Annotated in this window: 28 protein-coding genes, 1 tRNA gene and 2 pseudogenes; 20 read left to right on the forward strand and 11 right to left on the reverse strand. The window is 74.5% G+C overall.

The features are described from left to right. Window positions 1–118 precede the first annotated feature (118 nt). The 9 genes from ABZ793_RS15275 (at window position 119) to ABZ793_RS15315 (ending at window position 7,556) form a co-directional block, all read left to right on the forward strand. Entirely contained in the window at window positions 119–742 is a 624-nt protein-coding gene (locus ABZ793_RS15275; RefSeq protein WP_357457174.1) for an RNA methyltransferase, read from the forward strand. 95 nt (window positions 743–837) lie between these two features. Then, window positions 838–1,524: a TFIIB-type zinc ribbon-containing protein gene (locus ABZ793_RS15280; RefSeq protein ID WP_357457176.1), complete on the forward strand. Its 687-nt coding sequence runs from the start codon at window positions 838–840 to the stop codon at window positions 1,522–1,524. A 133-nt stretch (window positions 1,525–1,657) separates the two neighbouring features. Beyond that, complete coding sequence (locus tag ABZ793_RS15285) at window positions 1,658–1,816, forward strand: hypothetical protein (RefSeq protein WP_007455302.1); 159 nt, start codon at window positions 1,658–1,660, stop codon at window positions 1,814–1,816. Window positions 1,817–1,822: 6 nt separating this feature from the next. After that, window positions 1,823–2,695, forward strand: coding sequence for a PH domain-containing protein (locus tag ABZ793_RS15290; RefSeq protein WP_357457178.1), 873 nt, complete (start codon window positions 1,823–1,825; stop codon window positions 2,693–2,695). A gap of 102 nt (window positions 2,696–2,797) precedes the next feature. Next, window positions 2,798–3,727 (forward strand): SigE family RNA polymerase sigma factor, encoded by a 930-nt coding sequence (locus tag ABZ793_RS15295; RefSeq protein ID WP_357457181.1) that lies wholly within the window; start codon window positions 2,798–2,800, stop codon window positions 3,725–3,727. Window positions 3,728–3,783: 56 nt separating this feature from the next. Next, window positions 3,784–5,010 (forward strand): hypothetical protein, encoded by a 1,227-nt coding sequence (locus ABZ793_RS15300; RefSeq protein ID WP_357457183.1) that lies wholly within the window; start codon window positions 3,784–3,786, stop codon window positions 5,008–5,010. Window positions 5,011–5,056: 46 nt separating this feature from the next. Then, window positions 5,057–5,923 carry a PHP domain-containing protein gene (locus ABZ793_RS15305; protein ID WP_357457185.1) on the forward strand — a complete coding sequence of 289 codons (867 nt, stop codon included), beginning with the start codon at window positions 5,057–5,059 and terminating at the stop codon, window positions 5,921–5,923. Window positions 5,924–5,963: 40 nt separating this feature from the next. Further along, complete coding sequence (locus ABZ793_RS15310) at window positions 5,964–6,578, forward strand: MarC family protein (RefSeq protein ID WP_357457187.1); 615 nt, start codon at window positions 5,964–5,966, stop codon at window positions 6,576–6,578. A gap of 42 nt (window positions 6,579–6,620) precedes the next feature. After that, window positions 6,621–7,556, forward strand: coding sequence for a PD-(D/E)XK nuclease family protein (locus tag ABZ793_RS15315; RefSeq protein ID WP_357457189.1), 936 nt, complete (start codon window positions 6,621–6,623; stop codon window positions 7,554–7,556). 5 nt (window positions 7,557–7,561) lie between these two features. Here the strand turns inward: ABZ793_RS15315 and ABZ793_RS15320 are convergent, their stop codons facing one another. Further along, a complete protein-coding gene (locus ABZ793_RS15320; RefSeq protein WP_357457191.1) occupies window positions 7,562–8,419 on the reverse strand; it encodes an oxygenase MpaB family protein in 858 nt (285 codons plus the stop codon). A 165-nt stretch (window positions 8,420–8,584) separates the two neighbouring features. Continuing rightward, a complete protein-coding gene (locus ABZ793_RS15325; RefSeq protein WP_350701451.1) occupies window positions 8,585–9,013 on the reverse strand; it encodes a Fur family transcriptional regulator in 429 nt (142 codons plus the stop codon). Window positions 9,014–9,207: 194 nt separating this feature from the next. Here ABZ793_RS15325 and ABZ793_RS15330 point away from each other — a divergent pair, with 194 nt between their 5' ends. Continuing rightward, on the forward strand, window positions 9,208–9,690 hold the full coding sequence (locus ABZ793_RS15330) for a DUF2231 domain-containing protein (RefSeq protein ID WP_357457194.1): 483 nt from the start codon (window positions 9,208–9,210) through the stop codon (window positions 9,688–9,690). 74 nt (window positions 9,691–9,764) lie between these two features. On the opposite strand, the gene ABZ793_RS15335 is transcribed toward ABZ793_RS15330, so the two are convergent. Next, entirely contained in the window at window positions 9,765–10,091 is a 327-nt protein-coding gene (locus ABZ793_RS15335; protein ID WP_357457196.1) for a hypothetical protein, read from the reverse strand. A 209-nt stretch (window positions 10,092–10,300) separates the two neighbouring features. Between ABZ793_RS15335 and ABZ793_RS15340 the strand changes: the two genes are divergently transcribed. Together ABZ793_RS15340 and ABZ793_RS15345 are read left to right on the forward strand one after the other, a co-directional pair. Continuing rightward, a complete protein-coding gene (locus ABZ793_RS15340) occupies window positions 10,301–10,483 on the forward strand; it encodes a hypothetical protein (protein WP_350701446.1) in 183 nt (60 codons plus the stop codon). A gap of 460 nt (window positions 10,484–10,943) precedes the next feature. After that, window positions 10,944–11,171, forward strand: a complete 228-nt coding sequence (locus ABZ793_RS15345) for a hypothetical protein (RefSeq protein ID WP_357457358.1) — start codon at window positions 10,944–10,946, stop codon at window positions 11,169–11,171. 14 nt (window positions 11,172–11,185) lie between these two features. Here the strand turns inward: ABZ793_RS15345 and ABZ793_RS15350 are convergent. Together ABZ793_RS15350 and ABZ793_RS15355 are read right to left on the reverse strand one after the other, a co-directional pair. Then, a pseudogene (locus ABZ793_RS15350) lies at window positions 11,186–11,431 on the reverse strand (FmdB family zinc ribbon protein); the annotation flags it as partial. 8 nt (window positions 11,432–11,439) lie between these two features. Further along, window positions 11,440–12,075, reverse strand: a complete 636-nt coding sequence (locus ABZ793_RS15355; protein WP_357457198.1) for a 5-formyltetrahydrofolate cyclo-ligase — start codon at window positions 12,073–12,075, stop codon at window positions 11,440–11,442. An 85-nt stretch (window positions 12,076–12,160) separates the two neighbouring features. Between ABZ793_RS15355 and ABZ793_RS15360 the strand changes: the two genes are divergently transcribed. The 6 genes from ABZ793_RS15360 to ABZ793_RS15385 all read left to right on the forward strand — a co-directional run bounded on the left by ABZ793_RS15360 (window position 12,161) and on the right by ABZ793_RS15385 (window position 18,876). Continuing rightward, on the forward strand, window positions 12,161–14,620 hold the full coding sequence (locus ABZ793_RS15360; RefSeq protein WP_357457200.1) for a diguanylate cyclase: 2,460 nt from the start codon (window positions 12,161–12,163) through the stop codon (window positions 14,618–14,620). Between the two features lie 9 nt (window positions 14,621–14,629). Next, the gene (locus tag ABZ793_RS15365) at window positions 14,630–15,592 is read left to right on the forward strand and encodes a UTP--glucose-1-phosphate uridylyltransferase (RefSeq protein ID WP_350701440.1); all 963 of its coding nucleotides are present in this window, start codon (window positions 14,630–14,632) and stop codon (window positions 15,590–15,592) included. Continuing rightward, window positions 15,589–16,902, forward strand: a complete 1,314-nt coding sequence (gene glp / locus ABZ793_RS15370) for a gephyrin-like molybdotransferase Glp (RefSeq protein ID WP_357457203.1) — start codon at window positions 15,589–15,591, stop codon at window positions 16,900–16,902. The genes ABZ793_RS15365 and glp overlap by 4 nt, the downstream gene beginning before the upstream one ends. Window positions 16,903–16,991: 89 nt before the next feature. Continuing rightward, on the forward strand, window positions 16,992–17,642 hold the full coding sequence (locus ABZ793_RS15375; RefSeq protein WP_357457205.1) for a GNAT family protein: 651 nt from the start codon (window positions 16,992–16,994) through the stop codon (window positions 17,640–17,642). A gap of 178 nt (window positions 17,643–17,820) precedes the next feature. Beyond that, complete coding sequence (locus ABZ793_RS15380; RefSeq protein ID WP_357457207.1) at window positions 17,821–18,615, forward strand: hypothetical protein; 795 nt, start codon at window positions 17,821–17,823, stop codon at window positions 18,613–18,615. 187 nt (window positions 18,616–18,802) lie between these two features. Further along, window positions 18,803–18,876 (forward strand) — tRNA-Ala (locus ABZ793_RS15385). Between the two features lie 103 nt (window positions 18,877–18,979). Here the strand turns inward: ABZ793_RS15385 and ABZ793_RS15390 are convergent. The 3 genes and pseudogenes from ABZ793_RS15390 to ABZ793_RS15400 form a co-directional block, all read right to left on the reverse strand. Beyond that, on the reverse strand, window positions 18,980–19,423 hold the full coding sequence (locus ABZ793_RS15390; RefSeq protein WP_357457209.1) for a hypothetical protein: 444 nt from the start codon (window positions 19,421–19,423) through the stop codon (window positions 18,980–18,982). A gap of 590 nt (window positions 19,424–20,013) precedes the next feature. Then, window positions 20,014–20,919, reverse strand: coding sequence for a hypothetical protein (locus ABZ793_RS15395; RefSeq protein WP_357457211.1), 906 nt, complete (start codon window positions 20,917–20,919; stop codon window positions 20,014–20,016). Between the two features lie 201 nt (window positions 20,920–21,120). Next, window positions 21,121–21,198: pseudogene (locus ABZ793_RS15400) on the reverse strand (GntR family transcriptional regulator); the annotation flags it as partial. A gap of 81 nt (window positions 21,199–21,279) precedes the next feature. Here ABZ793_RS15400 and solA point away from each other — a divergent pair. Further along, window positions 21,280–22,425: an N-methyl-L-tryptophan oxidase gene (gene solA, locus ABZ793_RS15405; RefSeq protein WP_357457213.1), complete on the forward strand. Its 1,146-nt coding sequence runs from the start codon at window positions 21,280–21,282 to the stop codon at window positions 22,423–22,425. A 57-nt stretch (window positions 22,426–22,482) separates the two neighbouring features. Here the strand turns inward: solA and ABZ793_RS15410 are convergent, their stop codons facing one another. Together ABZ793_RS15410 and ABZ793_RS15415 are read right to left on the reverse strand one after the other, a co-directional pair. Then, entirely contained in the window at window positions 22,483–22,674 is a 192-nt protein-coding gene (locus tag ABZ793_RS15410; RefSeq protein WP_350701431.1) for a general stress protein CsbD, read from the reverse strand. A 360-nt stretch (window positions 22,675–23,034) separates the two neighbouring features. Beyond that, window positions 23,035–23,589, reverse strand: coding sequence for a M23 family metallopeptidase (locus tag ABZ793_RS15415; protein WP_350701427.1), 555 nt, complete (start codon window positions 23,587–23,589; stop codon window positions 23,035–23,037). A 244-nt stretch (window positions 23,590–23,833) separates the two neighbouring features. On the opposite strand from ABZ793_RS15415, the gene ABZ793_RS15420 reads away from it, so the two are divergent. Further along, window positions 23,834–24,511 (forward strand): hypothetical protein, encoded by a 678-nt coding sequence (locus ABZ793_RS15420; protein WP_357457216.1) that lies wholly within the window; start codon window positions 23,834–23,836, stop codon window positions 24,509–24,511. 88 nt (window positions 24,512–24,599) lie between these two features. Here ABZ793_RS15420 and ABZ793_RS15425 read toward each other — a convergent pair whose 3' ends face one another. Beyond that, complete coding sequence (locus ABZ793_RS15425) at window positions 24,600–25,673, reverse strand: DUF4352 domain-containing protein (RefSeq protein WP_357457218.1); 1,074 nt, start codon at window positions 25,671–25,673, stop codon at window positions 24,600–24,602. Window positions 25,674–25,736: the final 63 nt, after the last annotated feature.

Consider the following 25,736-nt stretch of genomic DNA (forward strand, 5'->3'; position numbering starts at 1 on the left):
CCGCGCCCGGCGAACCGCCGATCCGGCCGCTGCCGGCCGCCCCCGCGCCCGGCGGCCCGCCGCTGCCGGACCGGGCCGCCGCCGGGGGCGGGGCTCGGGGGCCGTACCCTGCGTGACCGTGACCGGAGACCAGCTCGACGTCGGCGTGGGACCGTGGGCGGGGGACCCGCCGGACGACCCGCGGTACGACCCCGAGCTGCTCGCCGAGGGCGACCGGCGCAACGTGGTCGACCGGTACCGCTACTGGCGGCGCGAGGCCGTGGTGGCCGACCTGGACCGGCGCCGGCACGACTTCCACGTGGCGATCGAGAACTGGCAGCACGACTTCAACATCGGCACGGTCGTCCGCAACGCCAACGCCTTCCTCGCCGCCGAGGTGCACATCGTCGGCCGCCGCCGGTGGAACCGGCGCGGCGCGATGGTGACCGACCGCTACCAGCACGTGCGGCACCACGAGACCATCGAGGAGTTCGTCGCCTGGGCGGCCGCGCGGGAGTTGCCGGTCGTCGGCATCGACAACCTGCCCGGGTCGCGCCCGCTGGAGACCACCACCCTGCCGCGGCGCTGCGTGCTGCTCTTCGGGCAGGAGGGACCGGGCCTGTCCGACCCGGCCCGCACCGCCTGCGACCAGCTCTTCTCCATCGCACAGTACGGCTCCACCCGGTCGATCAACGCTGGCGTGGCCAGCGGCATCGCGATGCACGCCTGGATCCGCGCGCACGCCGGCCCGCCGCCCGCCTGAGCGGGTCGTTCCCGGCACCGGCCGGCGGCACCGAAACCGGCGCTCCGCTTGACGGGGCGGCGGCGCGGGGTGACGGTGGGAAGGTGAGTGTCGCGGTGAGTTGTCCGAGATGTGGCGGGCCCGTGCGGGCGCCGGACCTGATGCACACCGAATCGCGCTGCCTGGACTGCGGGCCCGTCCCCCCGCTGCACGTGCCCGAGCACATCGGCGCGGAGATCGTCGCCAGCGTGGTGGACCGCATCACCGCCGCCGCCGACCTGCCGCGCCGGCCGGCGACGCCGCTCTGGTGCCCGTGGCCGCTGCCGCCGGGCTGGACCATGACCGGGGTGGCGTACGCCGGGGACGACCGGACGGGCGTGCGCGCCACGGCGGTCGCCTGCGCCGGACCCGCGCCGCTCGGCGAGGGCCCCGCCGACCTGGTCTTCGTGGCCGAGGAGCCGGGCGTCGGCCTGGGCACCCGGTTCGCCGGGATGGCCGGCCCGGACCCGGGACCGGAACTGGCCGAGGCGTTGACCGGCCCCGGGCCCGGCCACCCGGAGCACGTCGGGCAGGCCAGGATCAAGGTGGCCGGCCACCCGACTCCACTGTGGCTTGTGAACTCGCCTACGGATCGAAGCGCGTACGCCGGCGAGGCTCGGGGTTTGTGGCTCCATGCGATAGCCTGGCCGGCGAGTGCGGGTCACCTGCTCGCGGAAGACGTCGTGCTGCACGACCTGACCGAGTGGACACCGCCCGAACTCGTGTACGGCGCACCATCTCCGTATCTGCACGGGAAGGCCTGACAAGCTCCAGGGCTTGACAGGGCTCCCGGAATGACGGAGAACGGACGCAGATATTCACTGTACGACACCACACTGATACTCTGGGTGCCGCTGCGGTAATGGGACCCGGCGCCGCGCGAGAGGATGGCCCGCCATGGTCAAGAAGGTCCTCACCTGGGCCGGAATCGCATTCTTGATCTTCTTCGTCGCCTACCGGCCAAATTCCGCCGCGGACGTGTTCAAGTCCCTGGGCGGCGGCATCATGGACATCGCACAGGGCTTCGGCGACTTCTTCACCAGCCTCGTCGCCTAGCCGCCGATGGGTAACCCCTCCGGTCCACCCTTCGACCCCGACGACCCCGACAGGGAGCGCCGGGAGCGAGACACGGAGCCGATCCCCCGGCTCGGGCCCGACGACGGGCCGGCCTACGGCACCGGCCCGGGTCTCGGCGACGGCCCCTCCTTTTCGGACGACGTCGGCTACGGTGACGGCCCGTACGGCGGGGAAGGCCGGTCGGGCCGGGCTTGGATCCGTGACCCCGAGGCCGGCTACCAGCCGCCGCAGATCTCGGAGGACGAGCTGGCCGGCCTGCGGGCCGACGCCGCCGGCGCGGCCCCACGCCGGGTCCTGCCGTTGGAGGACGAGCCCAGCTCGCTGGTCGCCCGCTACCTCTTCCCCACCGAGCGCTACCGGGGCGAGTGGAAGCGGCACTGGGTCCACCTCACCACCCCGCTGCTCGTCGGCATCGCCGCGACCTTCGTCCTCGGCTACCTCTCCGGCTTCCTCGCCGGGCAGGACGTCGGCGCCCTCACCACGATCGCCGTGCTGCTCTGGTTCGCCGTCATGGGCTGGGTGGCCTGGAAGGTCGCCGACTGGTGGTACGACCGCTTCATCCTGACCAACAAGCGGGTGATGGTGGTCAACGGAATCATCACCCGGAAGGTCGCGATGATGCCGTTGACCCGGGTCACCGACATGAAATACGAGCAGACCCCGGCCGGCCGGGCGCTCAACTACGGCACGTTCGTGCTGGAGTCCGCCGGTCAGGAGCAGGCGCTCCGCGAGATCAAGAATCTGCCCAACCCGAACGAGCTCTACCTGCGCGTCGTCGAAGAGATGTACGAGCCGCAGGCGGTCGAGGCGCGGCTGGGCAAGGAGGCCGACGAGGCCAAGGCCGACGACGGGGCGTGAAACTTTTCGTCCGAACATCGGAGGAACTGCGCACCATTCGCCGTCGACCCGACCTGCCCGGCCATGGCAACCTGCCAGGGAGACGGGGCGCGGAGGTGGCTGATGGCGAGCAGGGATCCTTTGGAGGAGGAGTTCCGCGACTTCGTCGCGGCCCGCTCCGGCGCCCTGCTGCGCACCGCGTACCTGCTCAGCGGGGACTGGGCGACCGCGGAGGACCTGCTGCAGACCGCGTTGACGAAGACCTACCTGGCCTGGAAGCGGCTCGGCGGGATCGAGGCGATCGAGCCGTACGCCCGCCGGGTCATGGTCAACACCTCGACGAGTTGGTGGCGCCGGCGCTGGCACGGTGAACGCCCCACCGAGGTGCTGCCGGAGCGCGTCGCGGTCGACGAGATCGAGCATCAGCTCGACCGCGACCTGCTCTGGCGCCACCTGAGCGCGCTGCCCACCCGGCAGCGGGCGGTGCTCGTGCTGCGCTACTACGAGGACATGTCCGAGGCGCAGACCGCCGCCCTGCTCAACATCTCCCCGGGCACCGTCAAGAGCCAGACCTCGCGTGCCCTGGGCACGCTGCGCCGCCGGATGGGCGCCGAGGCCGCCCTCGACCTGCCGAGCGGGGCGGCACCCACCCCGCCCCGGCCCCGGCGCGCTCCGGCCGGCCGGCCGGCACCGGCGCCCGCCGATGCCGGACGGTCGCCGGCGTACGGCGCGCCGAGGATGGTGGTGGGCGCGGACGCGGCGGCCGTGGTCGCGGCGACCAACGCCCCGCCGCGCGTCGACGCACCGGACGGCGCACCCGCGCCCGGGCTGCCCGCCTCCGACGCCGGGCTGCCGAGGCCGGACGCCGGGCTCACGCCGCCCGTCGGCGAGCCGGCGGCGGAGCCCGTTCCCGTGTCGTCGCCGGCGGCGCGGCCGGGCCGTGGGGAAGGATCTGCCCCGGGAACCCCGGCCGGCCCGGCGGAGGCCGACCACGACGAGGCGCGAGGCCTGCCGGTCGTACCGGCCGGCACCGGTGCCGGAGAGCGGCGGTGAGCCGCCCGGCGGGCCCTGCTGACAACCGGACCGGCGGCCCGAGGCGTCCATACGGCGTGACCGAGGACGAGCTGGAGCAGGCGGTGCGGGAGACGTTCGCCCGCCGGGTCGCCGTCGCCCACCCGCTCGCCGCCGACCCGGCGGGCCTGGCGATCCGCCGGGCCGACCGGGCCCGGCGCCGGCGCACCGTGGCCGGGCTGGCGCTGGCCGCGGTCACCGCCGTGGGAATCAGCACCGGGATCGCCCAGCTGGGGCAGCAGCCCGGCCGGCCCACCCATCCCACCGTCGTGCTCGGCGACCCGTACGCCTCGCCCCTGCCGAACCTGACCCCGACGCTGCCGGTCGCCCCACCGACCGACCCGGCGCAGGGCGCGGGCCGGGGCGAGGTGGACCTGATCCTCGGCGCGGTGCTCGCCACCACGAGCGGGCAGCGGCTGACGCTGCCCGACGTGGGTCCGGCCGAGCGCGCCCAGCGGCTGCCGGACGGCACCGGCTGGGCCGTGGTCGGCACCCCGACGGCGGCCGGTCAGGCGCTGTGGGTGGTGCAGCCGCACGGCGCGGTGCACCTGCTCCTGGCCGGGGCGCGGGACATCGCGCTCAGCCGCGACGGGCGTCAGGTCGCCTGGCGGGAGGGCGGCGAGCTGGTCGCCGCGGGGATCGTCGGCATCCAGGTCGTCGCCGCCGCCCGCACGCCGGTGCCGGCCGGGGCGGTGCCGGTCGGCTTCGCCGGCGACGCCGTCCTGGTGCGCCTCGACGCGGACCGGCCCGGCCACACCCTGTGGCGCCCGGCGCAGGGCCCGCTGAAGAGCGGGGGCGACCGTGCGACCCTGCGGGTCTACGGCACCCGCCCCGACGGCGTGGTGGTCGCGCAGGTGTCCGCGGGCACGCCGCGCCGGCTCTGTCTCGCCCTGCTCGACCCGACCCGGGACCTCGCGCCCGCCCAAACCGGCTGCGGGCCCACCCTGGGCGACGACGGGCGCGGCGGCGTCTCGGCCGACGGCCGGTGGCTGCTGGTCAACGGGCGGGTGGGCGGCGAGGACCGGGCGCTGCTGGTCGACCTGGACCGGCTGGGCGCCACCCGGGCGGTCCGACCGGCCGGGCCGCCCGTGCACGGGCCGGTGGCGTGGACGCCCGAGGGGACGGCGTACTACTCCGACGCCCGCGCCGGCCTGGTGCGCGTCGACGTGAGCCGGGTGCTCGCGGGCGAGGAGTCGTCGGGCGCCCCGGTCAGCGGCCTGGGCGACGGGCAGCGCCCGATCCCGGTCGGCCGCGCCGGTTCCTGACCCGCCCGCGCGCCGGGCGTCGGCGGTGGCCGGTAGCGTCGGGGCGGTGAGCGCGCGCCCGCGGATCGACCTGCACACCCACTCCACCGCCAGCGACGGCACGCTCAGCCCCGCCGAGCTGGTACGGGCGGCGGCGGAGTCGGGGCTGGACGTCGTGGCGATCACCGACCACGACACCACCGCCGGCTGGGAGCCCGCGCTGCGGGCGCTGCCGGCCGGGCTCAGCCTCGTCCGTGGGGCGGAGATCTCCTGCCGCTGGTACGGCGAGGAGCCGGCGGTGCCGCTGCACCTGCTGGCGTACCTCTTCGATCCGGACGCCCCGGAGCTGGTCGCCGAGCTGGCCCGGGTGCGAGCCGCGCGGGAGGAGCGGGGCGAGCGGATCGTGGCGCTGCTGCGGGCCGACGGGATCGATGTGAACTGGCCGGAGATCCTGGCCGGCGCGGCGGGCGGCTCGGTGGGCCGGCCGCACATCGCCCAGGCGCTGATCCGGGCCGGCCTGGTGGCCACCACCACGGAAGCGTTCGGGCCGGACTGGCTGGGCGAGCGCTACCGGCTGCCGAAGGAGGACATCGACGTCTTCCACGCGGTCCGGCTCGTCCGCGCGGCGGGCGGCGTGCCGGTCTTCGCCCACCCCCGGGCGACGCGGCGGGGACGGATCGTGCCGGACGCGCTGATCGCCGACCTGGTCGCGGTGGGCCTGGCGGGGCTGGAGGCCGACCACGAGGACCACTCCCCGGCCGAGCGGGCGCACGTCCGCGCCCTCGCCGGCGAGCTGGGCCTGCTGGTGACCGGCTCGTCGGACTTCCACGGCACGCACAAGACCGTCCGGCTCGGCGCGTTCACCACCGACCCGGAGGCGTACGAACGGATCCTCGCCGAAGCGAGCGGGGTGACCGGGATCGCTTCCGGCTGATCCGCGTTTCAGTCCCCGCCGGCGCGGCTACGTTGATCACGTGGATGCCAAGCTGTTCGGTGAGGTCTTCGTGACCCTGCTGGTGATCGTCGACCCGCCGGGCATGATGCCCATCTTCCTGGCGCTGACCGGCCCGCTCACGGCCCGGGACCGCAACCGGGCGGCCTGGCAGGCCGTCGCCCTGGCGCTCGGCGTGATCGTCATCTTCGCGGTGGCCGGCCAGACGCTGCTCGACTACCTGCACGTCGACCTGCCGGCGTTGCAGGCCGCCGGCGGGCTGCTGCTCATCCTGGTGGCGTTGGAGCTGCTGACCGGCAAGGCCGACGACCCGAGCCAGCAGGTCACCTCGAACATCGCGCTGGTGCCGCTGGGCACGCCGCTGCTGGCGGGTCCCGGCGCCATCGTCGCCACCATGCTCTTCGTCAAGGAGGCCGACGGCGGGTCGGACTACACCGCCATCGCCGCCGCGATCGTCGCGGTGATGGTCGCGGTCTGGGTGGTGCTCCGGTTCTCCGGTGGGATCGTCAAGATCCTGCGCCCGGGCGGGATCGAAGTGCTGACCCGGATCGCCGGCCTGCTGCTCGCGGCGATCGCGGTGCAGCTCATCGCGGACGCGGTGGCCGCCTTCGTGACCCAGTACGCCAACATGGCCTGACCGCCGCCCGGGTTTGTCGGGGCCGGATGGCAGGATCCAGGTGTGCGACGAGCCTCTTCAGCCGGACGGTCCTCCGCCCCGGGCCGGGCGCCCCGCCCCCGGGGCGACCAGCCCGAGCAGCTCGGCTTCGAGGGCATGCCGGAACGGCTCTTCGTCTGCACCCCCAGCAAGCTCGGCGCCTACGCGGACTGCCCCCGGCGCTACCGCTACTCCTACGTCGACCGTCCGGCCCCGCCCAAGGGCCCGCCGTGGGCGCACAACTCCCTCGGCGCGAGCGTGCACACGGCCCTGAAGAACTGGTACGCCCTCAGCCCCGAGCGGCGCCGGCCCGAGGCGCTCGCCACGCTGCTCAAGGGCACCTGGGTGCGCGAGGGCTACCGCGACGAGGAGCAGGAGCGGGCGGCCTACCGGCGGGCGCTGGGCTGGCTGGAGTCCTACGTCGAGACCCTGGAGCCGGGGGTCGACCCGCTCGGCGTGGAGCGGGTGGTGGCGGTCAAGACCGGCGTGCTGGCCTTCAACGGCCGGGCCGACCGGATCGACTCCCGCCCCGGGCCCGAGGGCCCCGAGCTGGTCATCGTCGACTACAAGACGGGCCGCACCGGGCTGGACGCCGACGACGCGCGCGGCTCGCAGGCCCTGGCGCTCTACGCGTACGCCGCCGAGCGGGTGTTCCGCCGTCCGTGCCGCCGGGTGGAGCTGCACCACCTGCCCACCGGCACGGTCGCGGCGCACGAGCACACTGTCGAGTCGCTGGCCCGACAGCTCACCCGGGCCGAGGAGACCGCGCGCGACATCATGGCCGCCGAGCGGGCGGTCGCCGACGGGGACGACCCCGACGACGCCTTCCCCACCACGCCGGGTCCCCGCTGCGGCTGGTGCGACTACCGGCGCACCTGCCCGGCGGGGGCGCAGACGCCCGGCAAGGAGCCGTGGGCGGCCGTCGAGCAGCCCGCCGACCGGCTGCCCGGCCGCGACTGACCGGCTCAGGCGGGGGTGCGGGCGAGGCGGGCGGCGCGTTCCTTCGCGGCCTGCTGCAACGGCCCCTCCAGCCAGCGGCGGGGCACGGCGGCGAGGGTCAGCCGCAGCGCCCGCACCGTCAGGTCGGCCGAGAGCGCGGTGGTCGGCAGGCCCAGGCCGCCGTACAGCCGCCGGGCCCAGGCCGGCAGCAGCGCGAACGCGGTGCCGGCGATGCCGAAGTACGCCCAGCGGGCCGGCCCCAGGTTGAGCCCGATCCGGGCGGGCAGGCTGAGCTTCCACGGGATCGGCGGGGCGGTGAGGAAGAGCGCCGTCTCGGCCGCCTCGCGGGTGATCCGCAGCTCCGGGCGGATCCGCCGGTAGTAGTCGGCCACCTCGGCGGCGGTGCCGGGGACCGTCTGCGGGTCGAGGCCCACCAGCGCGGCGGCGCGCCGCTGCTCGGTGTAGTAGCCGTCGACCTCGTCGGCGGTCAGCGGCAGCCCCGCCCGGCGGGCCGTGTCGAGGAACGACTCGATCTCGGTGACGTGCACCCAGCGCAGCAGGTCGGGGTCGTCGACGCGGAACTCCTCCCCGGTGGACGGGTCGGTCGCCCGCAGGCGGGCGTGCCGCCGGCGTACCCGCCGCCCGGCGGCCTCCGCCTCCGCTGTGGTGCCGTAGATGGTGGTCGCCACGTAGGTGGCGGTGCGGACCAGGCGACCCCAGGCGTCGGAGCGGTAGTCGCTGTTCTGGGCGACCCCGGCCATCGCGCGGGGATGCAGTGCCTGGAGGTAGAGCGAACGCAGGCCGGCGACGATCAGGATCGGCTCCTCGTGCACCTTCCACGTGACCGAACCCGGACCGAACAGACCGAGGTCATCGGAGTCCACCGACCAAGCGTGCCATGCCCCGCGACCCTCCGCCCCGGGCAACGGACGTCAGCCCGTCGGCCGTCCCGTCGTCGGCGGGGACGGTCGGTTGTCGGGGGAGCGGCAGAGCCAGGGCCTGCGGGGGCGGTCAGGCGTCGGCGGCGCGGCGGATCCGGCGCGGCCGGGTCAGTCGTCGGCGGAGCGGCGGGCCTGGCAGGTGGGGCAGAGGCCCCAGAAGGTCACTTCCGCCTCGTCGACCTCGAAACCGTGGGCGATGTCCGGATCCAGGCACGGGGCCCTGCCGACCGCGCAGTCGATGTCGGCGATCTCGCCGCAGCCCCGGCAGACCACGTGGTGGTGGTTGTCCCCGGCCCGCGCCTCGTAGCGGGCGGGGCTGCCGGCCGGCTCGATCCGGCGGGACAGCCCGGCCCGGGACAGCGCGCCGAGCACGTCGTAGACGGCCTGGGTGGAGACGGAGTCGAGGCGCTCGCGGACCCGTCGGGTGATCTCGTCCACCTCGAGGTGGCCGCCGGCAGCGAGTACGTCGAGCACGGCGAGGCGCGGCCGGGTGACCCGCAGGCCCCTCGACCGGAGCAGCTCCTCCCCGCCGGACATCTGTCAATGACAGCACGCGGTGACCGGGTCGACAACCGGCCTCCGGCAGAGGGTGGCCCCGGCCACAGCCGGCCTGCCCGTCCGGGCGGTGAACCGGACCGGTACGGGGCGCGTGTAGCGGATCGAGAGTTCTGGGCGGGGCGGCCGGCGCACCGTACGCTGGCAACCCGCGACCGCGTACGCCGGAGGTGTGGATGTTCAAGGAGATCCTGGGTCTGCCGGCCCACGTGCTGGTGGTGCACGCGGTCGTCGTGCTCGTGCCGCTGCTGGCCCTGCTCTCCGCCGCGTACGTGGCGCTGCCCCGGTTCCGGCCCCGGCTGGACTGGGCGGTGGCGATCCTCGCCGTGGCGGCGCCGGTGACGGCCTTCGTCGCGGTCGAGTCCGGCGAGGAGCTGAACGACGCGTTCCTGGCCCGGGGCATGCAGGGCCCGATCGTGGACCAGATCCTCGAGCACTCCCGCTACGGCGACCTCCTGTTCTGGTACGTCCTGCCGCTGGCCGTGGCGTCGCTGCTGCTGCTCGTGGTGACGAGCGGGCACCCGCGCGTGCCGAGGCTGCCGTCCTGGCTCACGCCGGTGCTGTCGGTCGTGGTGGTCGCGCTCGGCGTCGTGAGCCTGGTCTACACCTATCTGACCGGCCACTCCGGCGCCGAGGCGGTCTGGGGCAACACCCTCTGACACCCACCCCTGGCCCCGTTCGCGCGCTTCGCCAGGGCGGCAACCGCAAGATCGCGCTAGGGGAGTTGGGGTGGTCAGAAGATCAGGCGTGAGCAGAGCAGGCAGATCAGGATGACCAGCACCGCGCCGGCCAGCGCGCCGACGCCGTACGTGAGTCGCTGCGCCCGCTGTTCCGCCATGTCGAGCCCGGCCATGTCCTGCGGGGGCAGCCGCCGGGGCGGTGGCGGTCGCAGGTGCACCGGCGGTCGCCATCCGGCCGGGGGCGGGGTGGTGGTGGGCGGGCCCACGTAGCCGCCCCCGGGCGCCGGTGTCGGCGTGGCCCGGATCCCGGACTGCTCCGGCGCGGTGTCGGGCCGCCGCCAGTACTCGTCGGGGGCGCTGCCGGAGGTGGGGGTCGTCACGCCGTCCGACGCTACCAACGCTCCGGCCCGGTGACCGGCCGGACGCGGCCGGCCCACCGGCGGGTCGGCGCCGGACACCCCGGTCAGCCGTGGCCGGGCAGCCTGGCGAGCCGTGGCCGGATGCCCCCGGTCAGCCGTGTCGCCGGGGCAACGTGGCGGACCTGGTTCGACTCGGTGACCCGGTCGCGGCTGCGCTAGTCTTGCCGCTCGTGAGCACCGAGTTTCCTCCGACGCCGGCGGTACGCGGCGACGACGACCGTACGGTCGACCTGAGCGACGACTTCGTGGTGCTGCCCGAGCAGACCGCCGACGACACCGACCGGGGCTGGGGCGAGCGTTCCGGCGGCAACGACGACTGGCTGCTCGCGGAGCGCCCGCCGCACTGGGACTGAACCGGCTGCCAGGCGACCCGCCGGCATCCCGGGCCGCTTCCGCGAACCCGCCGGTATTCCGGGCCGCTTCCGCGAACCCGCCGGCATTCCGGGCCGCTTCCGCGAACCCGCCGGCATTCCGGGCCGCCTCCGCGAACCCGCCGGTGTTCCGGGCCGCTTCCGCGCGACCCGCAGGCCCCCGGGCCCGCTTCCGTGCCTGTGGAGAAACCCCGGCGGCCTGTGGACAACGTCCCCCGGTCCTGTGGATTACGCGGGCGACCCTGTGGACAACCGCCTGCCGGCGACCGCGCGGCCACCCCGTCGCGCCCGCGGGCGACACAGGCGATCCGGACGCCGCCGCGGGTCGACCAGGGATCCCGAGGCGGCGAGCCAGGAGGCGGGGGCCGTGGCTCTACGCCGATGACCTGCGCAGCAGGACGTGCCCGGGGCGGGCGGGGCCGGCCCCGGGACGGGATGTGGCGTGCGTCAGGAGGCGCTGGCGGTGCTGGCGGCCGGGGTCTTGCTCGCGCCGCCGCCGGAGCCGTTCGAGCTGGACGACGACGAGGACGAGGACGACGAGGACGACGCGGCGGTCGAACCGCTCGACGAGCCGGAGTCGCCACCGGAGGAGGACGAGTCGGACTTCGCCGGCTGGGCGGCGCCGCTGCTGCCGGTGTCGCTGCCCGAGGTGCGGGAGTCCGTGCGGTAGAAGCCCGAGCCCTTGAACACGATGCCGACCGAGTTGAAGAGCTTGCGCAGCTGCCCCTCACACGCCGGGCACTCGGTCAGCGGCTCGTCAGAGAAGGACTGCACCGCCTCGAGCTGGTGGCCGCACGCGGTGCAGGCGTACTGGTACGTGGGCACGTTCTCCTCCGGATCTGGCACGGCCGGTTGGCACTCGACGTCTTCGAGTGCCAATGGTGCGTCATCGCCCCCGGATTCGTCCAGCGGAAGTGTGGGGCGCGACACCGCCGCCCTCAGGCGCGACCCGCCGCGTCCCGGGGGGCGGCGTCAAGCGTACGCAGGCCGTCGGCGGGAGTGACCACCGCGCGCACCGGGCGGTCGTGCGGCTCGGCGGGCAGCGACCCGACCAACTCCCCGTCGTGCAGCGGCACCACGGTCAGCGCGGTCGCGGGCACCCGGGCCAGTGCCCGGTCGTACGAGCCGCCGCCCCGGCCCAGCCGCCGCCCCCGGCGGTCCACCGCCAGCGCCGGCACCACCACCAGCTCGGCCGCCGCCACCGCGTCCCGGCCCAGTCGTGGCCCCGCCGGCTCGCGCATGCCCCGGCCGGCGGCCACCAGCGCGTCCGCCCCGGCCCAGGCCGCCCAGTCCAGGTCGAGGTCGGCACAGAGCACCGGCAGTAGCAGCTCGGCCCCCGGCGGCAGCGCCGCGTGCAGCACCGCCGGCAGGTCGGGCCCGCCCGGCTCGGAGCCGACCGGCACGTACGCCGTCATCCGGCGCGGGCGCAGCCGGCGTACGAGAGCCACCAGCTCGGCCTGGACGCGCCCGGCGGCCTCGGCCCGCGTCGGCGCGGCCAGCGCCCGGCGGGCGGCGAGCACGGCGGCGCGCACGTCCCGCTTCGCCGCTTCCGCTTCATGAGAAAAATCGGGCACGCAACACTCCTGACGCAACGTTTGTCACCTGGTCGCTCTGTGTCAGCATCGCAAGCGACGGCGGCGGAACTTCCGGGGGGACCGAGTGACGCTACGCGGGCGGTTGACCACAGCCTTCCTGGCGGTGGTGCTCGGCCCGGTCCTGCTCGGGGCGTTCTTCGTCGGTTCGACCGTGGTGGCCGTCGACCGGAGTCGTTCCACCGAGCGGCTGGCGGTGGCCGCCGCGACCGTGCGCACCTCGGTCGACGCCCTCTGCCAGCAGCTGCGGGCCGCCGCCGACGCGGTGGCCCTGACCGGCGACCGGCCCGGCGCCGCGGGCCAGGTGGTCAGCCGCGGCCTGGCGGCTGCCGTGCGGGTCACCGACGTGGCCGGCCAGGTCACCTACGCCTCGCCGGGCGGGCCGCCGGAGCCCTGGCGGGACTGCTCCACCGCCGCGCCGGCCGCCGGCCCGGTGCGGGCGCTCGCCGTCCGGGTCGACCTGCGCGACCGTTCCGGCGGGTCGCTGGGCACGGTCGCCGCGGCGCATCCGGTCGACCCGGCCTTCGTGGCGCGGCTCGCGGCCGTGACCGGCGTGGCGGTCACCCTGCTCGACGACGCCGAGGCGCCCGTCCGGCTCGCCCACACCACCGAGTCGACCGGGGTACGCGACGCCGTGCTCGCCGCCGCCGGCACCGTCGACGGCGAGCGGGTCACCGAGACCGCCGACGGCCGGTACGTCCGCCGGGTCGGCCCGTCCGCCGGGCAGCCCCTGCCGCTCGTGCTCTCGGTCCCCAGCGACCAGCCGCCCGGCCTGTACGCCGCCCTGGTCGCGGCGGTGCTCGTGGCGGCCCTGCTGGCCGTGGTGGCCGCCGGGCGGCTGGCCCGGGTGACCACCCGGCCGCTGGTGGAGTTGGCGGGCGCGGTGGACCGGGTGGCCCTCGGCGACCTGACCGTCCGGGTGCCGGTGCGCAGCCGCGACGAGATCGGCCGGCTGGCCGGCGCGTTCAACCGGATGACCCGGGAGACCGGCACCTACGTGGCGGCGCTGACCAGCAGCCGCGACCAGTTGCGCGGGCATCTCGCGGTGCTGGGGGACACCCTGGCCAGCACGCACGACCTGCAACGCATCCTGCGGGTGATCCTGCACAGCGCGATCGCGGCGACGGGCGCCCGCGCCGGCGCGGTGTTGCTGGTCGACGACGGCGGGGTGCTCGTGGCGCAGTGCGCGGAGGGGCTGGACGGCCGCTGCCCGCCCGACGAACGGGCCGGGCCGCTGCGGGTGCCGCTGGGCAGCGGCGTGCTCGGGGCCGTCGCGGCGACCGGCGAGCCGCAGCGCGGCCGGGCGGAGTCCTCCGCCGTGCCGCCGGGCGAGCCGCGCTGCCGGACGTACGTCGCGGTGCCGTTCGCCGCCCCGGGCGCTACGGGCCCGGTCGACGCCGCCCGCGCGGACGCTCCGACCGCCCGGCCCGGGTCGTCGGAGCCGGCCTCCTCGGCCGGGGCGCTCGGTGTGCTGGCCCTCTACGACCGGCTCGGCGCGGACGAGTTCGACGACGACGACCTGGTTACCCTGCGGACCTTCGCCGGCCACGCCGCCGTGGCGGTGGACAACGTGCGGGTGCACGAGGAGGCGCAGCGTCTCTCGCTGACCGACCCGCTGACCGGGCTCTGGAACTACCGCTACCTGCGGGAGTCGATCCGCCGGGAGGTCGAGCGGGCGAACCGGTTCGGCCGGATGCTCAGCGTCCTCGCCCTCGACCTGGACCGGTTCAAGGACGTCAACGACACGCACGGGCACGCGGCCGGCGACGCCGTGCTGGCCGAGTTCGCCCGCCGGGTGCGGGGCGAGATCCGCGAGGTCGACCTGGCCTTCCGGCAGGGCGGCGAGGAGTTCGTGGTGCTGCTGCCGGAGACCGACGCCCGGGGGGCGGCGATCGTCGCGGAGCGGCTCGGCGCGGCGATCCGGGAGGCCCCGATCGCGGCCGACGGGCACGGCGGGGGCGCGCCCGTGGCCATCGCGGTGACCGTCTCCATCGGCATCGCCGTCTATCCCGGCCACGCCAGCACGGGCCAGGAGGTGCTGGACGCCGCCGACGACGCGCTCTACGCCGCCAAGGCGGCCGGCCGGGACACCTGGCGGATCGCCGACGACCGGTCCGACGGCGAGCGGGCGGATCCGGGCCGGGCGGACGACGAGCGGCCGGACGCCGCTCGGGCCGGCGGGGAACAGGCGGACGCCGCTCGGGCCGGCGGGGAGCGGGCGGGTGGCGGCCGGGCCGGCGAGGAGCCGGTCGCCCACGGCCGGGCCGACCAGCCGGCCCGGGAGATCCCCGTCCCGGCGGGCGCGGTCAGCCCCGAGGACGGGATGCCGCGCGCCGGCGCCCCGCGCCAGCCGGCCCGGACCCGCCCCGAACCGGCCGATCCGGTCGACGCCGAGCCGCGCGGCGCGCCGGCCGGGCCCGGGGCCGAGCCCCGGGCCGCGCCGGCCGGACCCGGTCCCGCGCGGCCCGGCACGAACGGCGGCGCGTCTTCCGGTCCTCACCCTCCACGGCAGAGCCGTGGCCGATAGTCTCGCGGCATGTCGGAGCACTCAGCGAACCCCTCAACGGCGACCGCCGCAACCGGTCGCTCCCGCGCGGTCAAAGCAGTCATCCCGGCCGCCGGACTGGCCACCCGGTTCCTGCCGGCCACGAAGGCGGTGCCCAAGGAGCTGCTCCCGGTGGTCGACCGGCCGGTGCTGCAGTACATCGTCGAGGAGGCCACCCAGGCCGGCATCGGCGACGTCCTGCTGATCACCGGGCGGGGCAAGACGTCGATGGTGGACCACTTCGACCGCCGCCCCGACCTGGAGGCCCGGCTGGAGGAGAAGGGCGACGCCGAGCGGCTGGCCGCCGTCCGCCGCCCCAGCGAGCTGGCCGAGATCTACACCTGCCGCCAGCCCGAGCAGCTCGGCCTCGGCCACGCCGTCGGGTACGCCGAGTCGCACGTCGGCGACCAGCCCTTCGCGGTGCTGCTGGGTGACGAGTTCGTGAAGCAGTCCGAGCCGCTGCTGCCGGCCATGTTGGAGCTCCAGGCACGCACCGGCGGCGTCGTGCTGGCCTTCTTCGAGGTCGACCCCTCCGAGACCAAGCGCTACGGCATCGCCTCGGTCGAGCCGGCGGAGGCGGAACTGACCGACATCGGCGAGGTCGTCCGGGTCACCGGCATGGTGGAGAAGCCGAAGCCGGAGGACGCGCCGAGCAACCTCGCGGTGCTGGGCCGCTACGTGCTGCCCGCCAGCATCTTCGACGCGATCCGGCGCACGAAGCCGGGCAGCGGCGGGGAGATCCAGCTGACCGACGCGATGGAGCTGCTGCGCAACGAGGGCACGCCGGTGCACGCGATCGTCTACCGGGGCACCCGCTACGACACCGGCATGCCGCTGGGCTACCTCCAGACCGTGGTGCAGATCGCCGCCGAGCGCGACGACCTCGGCGGCGAGTTCCGCAAGTGGCTGGCCGAGTTCGTCAACTCCGACGTGTCGGGCGTGACTGGTACATGACAGCGTCGGCCGACGCCGAGGCGGCCGCGAACGAGTTGACGCCGCTCGCCGACTACCTGGGCAGCGTGCTGCGCAGGTTACGCGCGCTGCCTCCGCTCGACCTCGACCTCACCCAGGCGCACGGCAACGTCCTCGCCGAGGACGTCGTCGCGCCGCACTCCTTCCCGGCCTTCGACCAGGCGGCCGTGGACGGGTACGCGGCCCGCTGGGAGGACATCTCCGGAGGCGGCCGGGGCGTGGGCTACGTCCCGACCCAGTCCGGCGGGCCGGGCGGGCGTAACGTCCGGCTCAACGTCGTCGGCGACCTCGGCGCGGCGAGCTGGCGCCCGGTGCGGCTCACCCCCGGCGCGTGCTTCTCCGTCGCCGCCGGGGCGCCGCTGCCGCTCGCCGCGGACGTGGTGGTCCCCGTCGAGTGGACCGACCAGGGCATGGCCGCGGTGGAGATCTTCCGCGTCCCCAAGCGCGGCTACGGGGTGCGCCGGGCCGGCGAGGAGCTGCCCGCCGGGACCCTGCTGGCCCGGGCCGGCACCTACGTCTCCCCGGCGCTGGTCGCGGTGTTCGCCGCCACCGGCATCGGGCACGTGGTGGTCCGGCCCAGCCCCCGGGTGGTCATCGTGGCCACCGGCGACGAACTGGTCGACGTGGGCCGGGGCAGCCAGCCCGGCCAGACGGTCGACGCCAACTCGCACGCGCTCACCGCGGCGGCGGCCGAGGTGGGCGCCCTGGCGTACCGGGTGGGCATCTGCGACGACGACCCGGAGGGGCTGCGCGGGCTGCTGGAGGACCAGACGCTGCGCGCCGACCTGATCATCACCACGGGGGGCACCGGCACCGGGCCGGGCGACATGGTGCGGCGGATCCTCTCCCGCCGGGAGGGCGCCCGGGCCGGGCCGGTCGCGTTCACCGAGGTGGCGCTCTATCCCGGCACCTCCCTCGGCTTCGGCACGGTCGGCGCCGAGGAGGTGCCGGTGGTGTGCCTGCCCGGCGACACGGGCGCCGCCCTGATCGGCTTCGAGGTGCTGGCCCGCCCGGCGATAAACCTGCTCGCCGGGGCGGAACCGGTGTTCCGGCCCAGCGTCCGCGCGCACCTGCTGGAGACGATCTCGTCCCCGGTCGGACTGCGCGAGTTCCGCCCCGCGCACGTCGCCGAGCGGCGCGGCGGCGGCTACACGGTCCAGCCGCTCAACGGCGGGCCGTACACCCTCTCCGGGCTGGCCGAGGCGAACGGCCTGCTGGTGCTCGGCGAGCGGGTGACCACCGCGGCGGCCGGGTCCACCGTGGACGTCCTCCTGCTGGACCGGCGCCGGTGAGCGTGGCCTCCCGGGCGCGGCGGGACGGACGGCGCGGTGCGGGCGGGAGTGCGCTTGCGGTGACGCGGTCGTGAGCGGAAGCTGACGCGGTGAATCTGTTCGGGGGTGGGCGGGCGCCGGGGTGGCCGGCGGTGCTGACCGACGGCCCGGTGGTGCTGCGGCCCTACCGGCGGGCGGACGCCGCCGCCTGGTCGGAGGTGCGCCGCGCCAACCGGGAGTGGCTCGCGCCGTGGGAGTCGTCCCTGCCGGGAAGCTGGCACGAGCTGAACTCGCCGGCCGCGTTCCGCTGGGTGCACCGCGACCAGCGCCGGTCGGCGCGCAGCGGCGAGGGGATGCCGTTCGCGGTCTGCCTGCGCGAGGACGGCCGGGAACGGCTGGTCGGCCACCTCAACGTGGGCAGCATCGTCCGGCGGGCGTTCTGCTCCGGGTACGTCGGCTACTGGGTCGACTCCCGGGTGGCCGGTCGCGGCATCATCCCGACCGCGTTGGCCCTCGCCGTCGACCACGCCTTCGGCCCGGCCGGGCTGCACCGGGTCGAGGTGAACATCCGCCCCGAGAACCGGCCGTCCCGCCGGGTGGTGGAGAAGCTGGGCTTCCGCGAGGAGTCGTACCACGTGCGCTACATGCACATCGACGGTGCGTGGCGGGACCACATCGGATACGCGATGACCAGTGAGGAGGTCGCCGCCGAGGGCGGCCTGCTGGGCCGCTGGCACCGGATCCGCGCCAGCGCGGGGTGAGCCGTCCCACGGACGGGATCGGCGCGGCGCGTCACCATCCGCGTCGGCGGCCCGTAACCTCAAGTGACTGCAAGCTGTGGCAAGCGCTGCTCCACCCGTACGATCCACGCACCCGACCACGCTCGGTGGAAGATCCTGCGGTCGGGCGGCGGTTGCTCCGAATTCGGTGACGGGAGGGGTGAGGGTGCCGACCTCGGTGCTCCTCGCCGTCCTCGCCGCCGCCGGCCTGCTCGCCCTCGCGCCGGCGCTGGTCCGCCGGTACGACGCCACCGAGCGGCTGGTGGCGGAGCGGGCGCAGTCGACGGCGCGGGTGCTCCAGCGCCGCCGGCGGCGCCGTACTGTCCCGGGGCGGCGGCCGGTCCACCCGCCCCGATCCCTCGTCGTCACACTGGCCGAGAGCAAGGACGCGGGGGGTCTCGCGGCCCCGGTCTCCGCGCCGCCCGCCGCCCGCCGGTCGAGCCGGCTGCGCGCCGTGCCGCCCGCCGGGAAGAAGAAGACCCGCCGCCGGCCGCCGCCCCGCCGGCAGCACACCCCCGCCGTCTACCGCCGGCGCCGGGTGCTCGCCGCGCTGCTGCTGCTCAACTTCGTCGAGCTGATCGGCGTGATCGTGGTCGGCCCCGGCTTCTGGATCAGCTTCGGGGTCACCGCCACCCTGCTGGTCGCGTACGTCGTACACCTGCGGGCGCGGGCGGTGGCGGATCGCCGGCGGCGGCGGGCGCAGGCCCGGGAGGCGGCCTGGCTGGCCGCCCGGCAGGCCGAGGTGCGGCGGGAGCAGGCCCGTCGGGCGGCGGCCCGCCGGGAGGCCCAGCGCCGCCTGGCGGCCCAGCGCGAGGTGGTACGCCGCGCGGCGATGGGCCTGGACCGGCCGGCCGACCTGCCCGCGGCGGCCAACGGCGGCTCCGTGTCCTACCGGCGCACGGGCGGCCTGCGGGGGCGCCCGTACCAGTCCGGTCGCGGCACCCACTCGGCCTGAATGTCCGTTTCCGGCGCGGCCCGGATGTCCGCATCCGGCGTCGCCGCTCCCGTCCTCCGTGGGTCGGTTCTCGCCAAGATCCCGCCGCGCCGGGGGTGGATTCGCGGTGGGGGCGGTCGACCTGTTAGCCTTGTCGCCGGCCCGCCCGGTGAAAGCCGGGTGGGACCGACGCCGGTTCGCCGGCGGAGGGGCTGTGGCGCAGACCGGTAGCGCACCTCGTTCGCATCGAGGGGGTCAGGGGTTCAAATCCCCTCAGCTCCACCCAGTTCAAAGGCCGTTTCCCGTCGTGGGAGACGGCCTTTTGGATCTTGTGCAGCAGCGAAGTGCAGCAGTCGTCGCCCGCAGGTATGGGGCTGGCCGCGAGCTAATCCGGCAGCGGCGTGGGATGCATCGTCAGGTAGATCAGCCCCTGCTCCTCGTGAATGGTGCAGCTCAGTTCGTAGGGCTCCGCAGCGCCAATGCGGAAGATGAGGGTGACCCGATCCCGCACGAAACTCCGTGTGCCGATGGGCTCGCCAAGCACGCCGGTGATCTCCTCTTGGCCCTGCCCTGCCCGCAGGGGGAGCTGGAGCATGCCGATCATGCTCTGGACCGTTGACTCCGGCAGGGCGACGAGGTCGATCGCTACCGAACGCGTCACGCCGGGAGCCGACTCGAGACGAAGCCACTCCGTGAAGTCCGACGCCTCCCCGACCCAGCAACGGTCCAGGTACTCCCAGCCGTGGAGTTGCTCAAGGTGCTCCGCCGCTATGAAGTCGGCGAGGCGAAGCCGACCGAAGGCGTCATGCGAGATCCCCAACGGCTCCACTCTGACACTCCTTCAGTTGATCGAGATCGGGCGACAGCACCGTAGCTCACAGGAACAAACGCCGGCGGACCGCGGCCAGGGCGAGCCGTGCCAGCCACGTGCCGGAAGCCTGCGGTCACCAGCGGGCAGGAACGGGACCGCCACACCGCCGATGGCCAGCCACAACGGACGGATCAGGCAGCCGATGATTTCCAACTGGTGGTGCGAAATTCGATCCCCGTCGCCCCCTCTACGGGTATCGACCCTGGTCGGATAGTAGGTCACTCCAACCAGGCGGGGCCCGATGGGCAGAGCTCGCAACCGTCACTCTGGCAGAAGTCAAAGCCGCGCGGATGGAAGCTGGTGGGACGTGGGCAGGCATCGCCGAGGGAACAGGTCGCGACCTCTGTTTCGTGGATGGTCGGTATGCCCTGGCAGAATTGCGCGGGATCAACGCCCGGAGCTAGACGACCCATCGTTTCTCCTCGCAGCCTTGGTACGTGCAATGGTGCTGGTGTTGAAGCCGCAGACGTAGGTGTTCGCCGCAGGCCAAGGCTGTGGTCTGCCTCTAGCCCGCACCGCCTTCCTAAACCGTGTGCCACAGGGCCAAGTCAGCCGAGACCCAGTCGGTGCAACGCGATGGCCACGAACCCGCGCACCGACCGGTCCCAGCCGGGTACGTCGGCATCGAAGTCCGAGGTGCGGGCGTCGGTGAGGACGTCGAGAGCGAGGTCGGGTAGCTGGTCACCGAGTCGGTATGCCAGTCCCACCGCGGCCGTAACCCGGACGGCCGCAGCGTTTGCGGACAGCATCTCCCGGAGGCAGGCGTCGATCCGCTCGGAGCCGGCCGGACAGTGGGCGAGGGTCAGGTTGGCGCTGGCCCGGGTGGCGGCGCGGGCCTCGTCATCCGGGACTGCGATGAGTCCGGCCAACGCGGCCTCGTCGGGTGGGAACCAGGCGAGTAGTTCGGCGGCGTACCCGGCCAGATGCGGGTCCGGATCGGTGAGCCAGCGGACGTACCGGTCGGTGTGCCGGGCTCCAGCATGGAAGGCGTCGGCCTCCCAGCGGACCGCTACGTTGTCAGCCAGTTCCGCGGCTTCCTCGTGCTCGAACAGGTCTTCGGCCTCCAGATGCTGCGCCACCAGCGCCGTCTGTTCGTCGGTGATCCCCTCGGCGGCGGCGAAGGTCTGCTGCGGATCGAATGGCAGCTCGTCGTCGCGCCGGTCGCCGAGCACCACCGACCGGAGCAGGTTGGCCACCGCTGCCCGGTCCGGGCTGTCCAGGTCGTCGGTGAGCGCTACCAGGAACGGCACCACGTGACAGCTCGCCCCCCACCGGGTGCCTTGGTGGTAGACGTTGCCGAACAGCTCGGACAAGGCGCGGCGCCGGACCGGCACCTCCGCCGAGCGCAACGCACGTAACTGGTCCGGTACGTCGACGGCCGGGCCGTGGGCGTGGTGCAGCGATTCCCACGGGACCTCGTCGACCCCGGCCAGCGGGTCGGTCAGTTGATTCATGCGGGCGGTTCTACCAGCAACGGGCAGGGAGCAACGGTAGCGGCTGACATCAGTCGTTGACATCAACGATGGCGGCCGAAGCCGGATGAGTGCGGACGGATGTCGCCTCCGACCCGAACCCAGCGGACGCCAGCGGACGTTGCGACCTTTGCCGGAAGCGCCTTGTAAGCGAGGCGTCGCGCCTCGGAGAGCGACCCCGGCTTACCGGGGAAGCGGGTTGGCGACGTAGACGCCCTTGCCCTGCTGGCCGTCAATCAGGCCCTCGGCCTTGAGCTCGATCTTTGCCGAGCCCGCGTACGGTAGCAGCGGGCCTGATCTGCACCGTTTGCCGATGATGCCCGAAGGTGGGAGGGAGCGGACATGTCGGTCTACGACGTCATCGTCGTGGGGCTCGGTGGGATGGGCAGCAGCGCCGCCTACCATCTGGCCGTGCGGGGGCAGCGCGTGCTCGGTCTGGAGAGGTTCGGCCGGGCGCACGACCAAGGGTCCAGCCACGGCGGCTCGCGCATCATCCGGCAGTCGTACTTCGAGGACCCGGCCTACGTACCGCTCCTGCTCCGGGCGTACGAGCTGTGGGAAAAGCTGGAACACGACGCCGGGCAGGAGATCATCTCGCTCACCGGCGGGGTGTTCGTCGGCCGACCGGAGAGCCTCGCCTTCGCCGGCAGCCTGCGCGCGTCGCGCGAGTGGGACCTGCCGCACGAGATCCTCGACGCGGGTGAGCTGCGCCGCCGCTTCCCGACGTTCAGCCCCGGGGACGACGAGCTGGCGCTCTTCGAAGCCAAGGCGGGCTTCGTGCGCCCCGAGGCGACCGTCACCGCTCACCTCGACCTCGCCGCCCGGCACGGTGCCGACCTGCGCTACGGCGAGCCGGTCACGCGCTGGCAGGCGCTGCCCGAGGGCGGCGTACGCGTGACGACCGAGAAGGGTTCCTACACCGCCGGCCGGCTCGTCGTCTGTCCTGGCGCCTGGGCACCCGAACTCCTCGCCGATCTCGGCGTGCCGTTGACGGTCGAGCGGCAGATCATGTACTGGTTCCAGCCGGAGACCGGGGTCGGCCCCTTCGAGCCCGGGCGGCAACCCATCTACATCCACGAGGACGCCGCCGGCACGCAGGTGTACGGCTTCCCGGCCATCGACGGGCCCGACGGCGGCGCCAAGGTGGCCTTCTTCCGTGGCGGTGCGGTCTGCACGCCGGACACCATCGACCGGCAGGTGCACCCGGAGGAGGTGCAGGACATGCGGCAACATCTCGCCGGGGTCCTGCCGACCCTTCCGGGCCGGTTCCTGCGGGCCGCGACGTGCATGTACACCAACACGCCGGACCAGCACTTCGTGATCGCGACGCACCCGCGGCACCCGCAGGTCACCGTCGCGTGCGGGTTCTCCGGGCACGGCTTCAAGTTCGTCCCGGTGGTCGGGGAGATCCTCGCCGACCTGGCGACGAGCGGCGCGACCGCACACCCCATCGGGCTCTTCGACCCGCGACGCGACTTCTCCGGATAGCCCCCGACATGGAGCACCGCCCCCGGCGCGCGGCCGGGGGCGTGGCGACGTGCCGGGTCAGGTGGTGAAGTTGTCCCGCGCGTCCCGAGCGTCCTCCTGAACGTGCTCGCCGGGCTGGTTGCCCCGTATCTCGTCCCGCTTCGCCACCCGTTCCGCCTGTGCCCGCTCGCCCTGTGCCATGTCGCCCATCCGCGCCCTGGCGGCGCCGGCGACCCGCTCGACCTTGTCCTTCGCCCTCTCCAAGCTCATGTCGCCTCCCTGTCGCTTCGGCGGACCAGGGTGCTGTCCGCGCCTCCCGACCCGCGTCCCCGCCCGCCCCTCGGTGGAAACCCCGATCAGCGGCTGGGGCCGGTCACCGAGGCGTTGAGCGCCGTCTGGGTGTCTTCGGCTGGAACGGGCCTTTTCTGACGCCGGTGCCGCCGTGGACGGGCTCCGCGTTCGTGCAGGTCGGCGCGCGAATCCTTGCCCGCCCGGAACCAGGGGCGGTCAGGGGACGGCGGCCGGTCGGCGCGCCGTGTGATGGTCCCTGTCGTCCGGTGAACCCGCCGAATCCCACGTGTCCCGCTCGCTGTCATCGGGCGAGCAGGACACGTGGGAGGGCGTCGTCGGTCAGGCGTAGTAGTTGACGCTGACCGGCCAGGTGCCGGTCCACGGCGTCCAGCCCTGGAGCGTGGCGGGGATGCCCACGCGGGTGCTGCAGTTGATGACCTGGAAGTGCAGGTGCGGTGCGGTGGACGCGCCGGTGCTGCCCGACCAGCCGATGACCCGGCCCTGCGGGACCCAGGTGCCGGCGTTGTAGATCGCCCGGTTCAGGTGCGCGTAGTGGGTGCACTGGCCGTTCGAGTGCCGGATGATCACCTCGATGCCGTTCTGCCAGTACGGCGACCAGTTCGACATGATGATGGTGCCCGCCTGGGAGGCGGAGACCTCGTAGTTCGCCGGCAGCCCGAAGTCCCAGGCGTACTCGTTGTACGCGCCGACGTGCGAGTACGTGCCCTCCGGCCCCTGGGTGACCCGGTAGGACTCGCCGGCCGGGTACGGCAGCTCGTAGTAGTAGTTCGCGGCCGAGGCCGGGGTGGCCCCGACGACCACGGCCCCGGCGACCAGCAGCATCGCGCTCACGGTCGCGCCGATCCGGCGCAGGACCGTCTTCCCTCTGTTCACTGTGGATCCCTCTTCGGTGTGCCAGCAGAGATTCAGCACCGTCATCGTCGACCGCACCGGTGGGAACTGAACAGCACGCCGGGGGGCGGTTCAACGAACCGGGTGGACGACAGGGGTGGGATCAGGGGTCGCCGCGACTGCGGGTGACGAAGGCGAGGCATCGCGTCGAGATGAACCCCGCCCGGCGTCCCGACGGCCGGCGCTCGTGCGGGCGGTCACTACGCTGCCGCCCGTGGATCGATTGATGAGCGTTTTCCTGTTCGCCGGCTGCGGGGCGTTCGCCGTCCTCCTCGGGGTCGGGCTCACCGCGCTGGTCGTGACGACCCACCGTCAGGAGCGGGAACGGCGGGACCGGTGGCGGCAGTGGGCCGCCCGGTACGGCTGGACGTACGCCGAGAGACCGCAGGTCGCCTGGACCGACCGGGTGCCGGGCCGCAGCCGCCGGGGCGTGCGGTTCGCGCTGGCCGGGATGCTGCACGGTCGCCCGGTGGGGGTGGCCGAGTACGCGTACACGGAGACGCAGACCTCGACCGGCGCGGACGGCAACCAGACGACCACCTCGCAGACCCACACGTACGTCGTCTGTTCGGTGTGGCTGCGGCGGCAGTTCCCGCCGCTGGCGGTCGCGCCGCGCCACGTGTTCTCGAAGCTGGGTCGCGCGCTGTTCGGCAGCGACAGCTACGCCACCGGGCACGAGGAGTTCGACCGGCAGTGGCGGGTGGGCGCGGCGGCCCCGGGTCAGCAGGCCCTGGTCGGGCCGACCCTGATCGGCGCGCACCTGGCGGGGGCGGTGCCGGCCTGGAGCGTGCGCGGCGCGGAGCTGATCACCTACCGGCGCGGCCGGCTGGCCGACCCGGCCCTGGTGCCGTCCCTGGTGACTCCGCTGATCACGGTCGCCGACCTGCTGGAGCAGGGCCGCTGACCGCGCACCGGCACGCCGGCGGCGCACGGCCCGGACAGCGCGGGAGGCCGGCCCCCGAGGGGACCGGCCTCCCGTCAGCGGGTGCGGACTACGGCTTCCAGGAGCCGGCGCTCTCGAACCTGTGCTTGTACTCCAGCGCGCCGTTCTTGTCGCGGACGTCGAACACCACGGTGCCCGTACGCTTGCTGCCCTCGCGCAGGTTGTTGCCGGAGCTCAGCGTGTCGCCGCAGCCGGAGAGCGCGCTGGCCAGGCCGTTGGTCGTGGTGCCGTCCGAGGCCACCCACTCGAAGTAGAACGGGTTGATCGAGCCCTTGCCCTTGGTCACCGTGGCGGTGACGTGGGCGATCAGGTACATGCCCTTGTCGGGGTCCGGAGCGTACTCCCGGCAGCCCTTGGTGGAGGTGGTGAACCGGGTGACCGTGACCTCGAGGGTCCCCTCGTCGTCGGAGAGGACCAGCGTGTCGCCCGGCTTCATGTTGTAGGTCTCGTCGTCCTTGCCCGGCGCGGCGCTGGTGGCGGGGGCCCCGCCCGGCGCGGCGTTGGTGGTCGCCGGGGTGGGCAGGGCCTTCTCCAGGTCGTCCTTCGCCTTGTCGGCGCCGGCGACGACCGCCGCGATGCCGCCGACGCAGCAGAGCAGGGTCAGCACGACCGCCACGATCGCGATGATCAGGACGGTCTTCTTCTTGTTGTTCGGCGGCGCGACCGGCTGCGGCGGGCCGAGCGGGTAGCCGGGCGCGCCGGACGTCACCTGCGGGTACGGCGTGCCGGAGATCGGCGGCTGCGGCATCCCGGACGTCGGCTGGTGCGGTGGGGCCCACGGCTCGGCCGGCGTCCCGGACACCGGCGGCTGCGGCGCGCCGGAGACGGGTGGCTGCGCCCACGGCTCGCCGGGCACGCCGGACACCGGCGGCTGCGGCGCGCCGGAGACCGGCGGCTGGGGTGCGGCCCACGGGTCGTTGGCCGGCTGCTGCGGCACGGGCGGGAGCGGGGCCCACGGGTCGCCCGCGGGCTGGGGGCCGCCGGAGACCGGCGGCTGGGGCGGGTAACCGCCCTGGTTGGCGGGGAACTGCGGCATCGGTGCCGGCGGGTACGGCTGTGGCTGCTGCTCCGGGCTCGGCTGGTAGGGATCCTGCGGCCCGTATGGGGGCTGGGGGTGACTCACCGTACTCCTAGGCACCTGACGACGACGGCAAACGCGGCTGACGCTACCGTGCGCGGACAACGG

Source organism: Micromonospora sp. NPDC047465, assembly GCF_040643125.1.
GTDB lineage: Bacteria > Actinomycetota > Actinomycetes > Mycobacteriales > Micromonosporaceae > Micromonospora.

Bases quoted from the DNA above. Each gene is read 5' to 3' on its own strand.
- ABZ793_RS15285 (WP_007455302.1), top strand. From the start codon at position 1,658: ATGGTCAAGAAGGTCCTCACCTGGGCCGGAATCGCATTCTTGATCTTC.
- ABZ793_RS15290 (WP_357457178.1), top strand. From the start codon at position 1,823: ATGGGTAACCCCTCCGGTCCACCCTTCGACCCCGACGACCCCGACAGG.
- ABZ793_RS15295 (WP_357457181.1), top strand. From the start codon at position 2,798: ATGGCGAGCAGGGATCCTTTGGAGGAGGAGTTCCGCGACTTCGTCGCG.
- ABZ793_RS15325 (WP_350701451.1), bottom strand. From the start codon at position 9,013: ATGTCCGGCGGGGAGGAGCTGCTCCGGTCGAGGGGCCTGCGGGTCACC.
- ABZ793_RS15330 (WP_357457194.1), top strand. From the start codon at position 9,208: ATGTTCAAGGAGATCCTGGGTCTGCCGGCCCACGTGCTGGTGGTGCAC.
- ABZ793_RS15365 (WP_350701440.1), top strand. From the start codon at position 14,630: ATGTCGGAGCACTCAGCGAACCCCTCAACGGCGACCGCCGCAACCGGT.
- glp (WP_357457203.1), top strand. From the start codon at position 15,589: ATGACAGCGTCGGCCGACGCCGAGGCGGCCGCGAACGAGTTGACGCCG.
- ABZ793_RS15395 (WP_357457211.1), bottom strand. From the start codon at position 20,919: ATGAATCAACTGACCGACCCGCTGGCCGGGGTCGACGAGGTCCCGTGG.
- solA (WP_357457213.1), top strand. From the start codon at position 21,280: ATGTCGGTCTACGACGTCATCGTCGTGGGGCTCGGTGGGATGGGCAGC.
- ABZ793_RS15410 (WP_350701431.1), bottom strand. From the start codon at position 22,674: ATGAGCTTGGAGAGGGCGAAGGACAAGGTCGAGCGGGTCGCCGGCGCC.
- ABZ793_RS15420 (WP_357457216.1), top strand. From the start codon at position 23,834: ATGAGCGTTTTCCTGTTCGCCGGCTGCGGGGCGTTCGCCGTCCTCCTC.